1 protein-coding gene is annotated in these 2406 nt (G+C 74.0%); it reads right to left on the bottom strand.

The genetic code is table 11. The features are described 5' to 3' along the window. Nucleotides 1-2406, bottom strand: a 2406-nt coding sequence (locus tag WA805_RS20180; protein ID WP_425243101.1) for an AAA domain-containing protein, incomplete at both ends; no start/stop codon positions are given.

The following is a 2406-nucleotide window of genomic DNA, read 5'->3' as shown; positions in this document are numbered from 1 at the left end:
GGATGGCTCGGCCGAGGGCGGGTCTGCCGGCGGGGGCGGGGGTGCCGGGGGGTTCGCGCGGACGGCTTCGGCGTAAGCGGCGCGGAGCTTGGCCAGCTCGGCGTCGGGGTCGGTGAACCAGCTGGTGGACCAGAGCCGGTGCACCCGCCAGCCGAGCCGCTCCAGGTGCTCCTTGCGCAGCCGGTCCCGGTCGCGGACGCTGCGGGAGTCACGGTAGGACGCGCCGTCGGCCTCGACGGCGAGGATCATCCGGGTCGGGTCGTCGGGGTGCGCGGCGGCGAAGTCCACCCGGTAGCCGCCCACGCCGTACTGCGGGACGACCATGATGCCGAGCGCGGCCAGCCGGGCCGCCACGTCCGACTCGAACGCGCCGAGACCGGAGTCCGAGCCGGACGCCGCCACCGGGGTGCCGCCTGAGCCCGCGTACTCCAGGTACTCGGCGAGCAGCCGGGCACCCGGCTTGGTGAGGCGGCCCGGGTCCACGTCGTGACTGGAGAACGAGCTGACCACCGTCAGCCGGCGCTTGGCGCGGGTCGCCGCGACGTTCAGCCGCCGCTCGCCGCCGTCGCGCAGCAGCGGACCCCACTGGTAGCGCATCCGCCCGTCGGCGTGCTTGCCGTAGCCGACCGACAGGATGATCGCGTCCCGCTCGTCGCCCTGCACCCGCTCCAGGTTCTTGACGAAGAACGGCTCTGGCGCGTCTTCGGCGAAGAACGCCTCAAGATCGGCCGGGGCGGACGCCAGCGCCGCGCGCAGCGCGAGGTCGATCCGCTCCGCGTGCCGCATGCCCAGCGCGATCACCCCGAGGGACTCTCCGGGGCGGGTCCTGGCGTGCTCCAGGATCAGCCGGACCACCTCGGCGACCTCTGTCGCCACCGACGACTCCTGGCCCGGCCGGTCATCCTGCGTGACCACCACGTGCCGCAGGCAGTCGTCTCGCGCCACGCCAGGGAACGTGGTCAGCGCACCGCCGTAGATCCGGTCGTTGGAGAACGCCACCAGGCGCTCGTCACGTGAGCGGTAGTGCCAGCTCAGCGGGCACACCGGCAGCAGCGGCCGCAGCGCGTCGAGCACCGACTCGAACCCGGCTCGCAGCGACACCGTCTCGTCGGCGAGGTCGTCGTCGTCGGCCGGGTCGCCGGAGTCCACCTGGCGGAAGAAGTTCGTCGGCGGCAGCTGCCTGTCGTCGCCCGCGACCACCACCTGATGGGCCCTGATCATCGAGCCGATCGCGTCCGCGGGGACGATCTGGCTCGCCTCGTCGAAGATCACCACGTCGAACAGCCGGGTCAGTGGCAGCGCCTGGCTGACCATCAGCGGCGACATCGCCCAGCACGGCTTCAGCGCGAACAGCACGTCGCCGGTCTGGTCGAGCAGCCGGCGCAGCGGCAGGTGGCCGCGGCGCAGCGCCGCCTGCTTGCGGATCACCCTGGCCTGCAGCGGGTGCTTGTCGACCGTGTCCCGCAGCTGCCGGGCCCACGCGCTGCGCACCCGGGCGCGGTTCGCGGCCAGGTGCTCGGTGTCGCGAGCGCGGAACTCTTCGGCGATCTCGTCGAGGGCGACGCCGTACTCGGCGTCGTAGTCGAGGTCGGTGATCCGGATGTGGTCCAGGATCGTGCGGTACCACGCGTAGTCGAACGCGGCCACGAGCACGTCGGGGGTGACCTCGTCCGAGCCGGCTTCGTCCAGCAGCTGGGCGAGGCCGAGGGCGCCGAAGCGGCGGGCCAGCTCGTGCAGCCGGGGCAGCCGCCACGGGGTTTCCGCGTCCGCCGCCAGCGCGGCCGACGCCTTCTCCGGGTCCTCGCCGAGCCCGGCTTGCGGTGCGAACGCCGCCAGCGCGGCCAGCTGCTGTTCGGCTTCCCGCCACGCGAGGGTCAGCGCCGGGTAGTCCGACGGCAGCCGCGGTTCGCCGCCAGGTCCGGCGCCCCCGGCCAGCGCGGTCCACTCCGCCTTCGCCTCCTTGCGCAGGGCGCGCCGCTCGCGGAAGCCACGGCCGGGCTGATCCGCCTCGTGGAGGAGGTTGAAGAGGCGAGTAAGCCGCGTACGTTCCGGATAACTGGCACAGGTGGGGGGCAGACCGGTTTCCCTGCACGCGGCGGCCAGCCGGGCAGCCAGCCTCGGCAGCGTCCTGGCGGACAGGGTGCCCGCCAGCTCGACGGCCTCGTGCGCCTCGGCGCGGGTGCGCAGGGTGGCGCCGAACCAGGGGGTGCTGCCGGGGTGCAGCGTGAAGCCGCCGAGGCGGGTGAACTCGCGCAGCTCGTCGCGGATCGCCTCGGCGAGCTCGGGCGTGATCTGATCGGGATCGGGCAGCCGGGCGGCGACCCGCGCGGCCGGCGGCACGCCGAGCAGCGCCGACTGCACCTGGTAGGCCGACAGCCGCCACGGCTCGTGCACCCGGTGCAGCGC

The sequence above is a fragment of the Trebonia sp. genome, assembly GCF_049794275.1.
Taxonomy (GTDB): Bacteria; Actinomycetota; Actinomycetes; order Streptosporangiales; family Streptosporangiaceae; genus Trebonia.
This window is presented reverse-complemented; position numbering and strand designations above follow the sequence as displayed.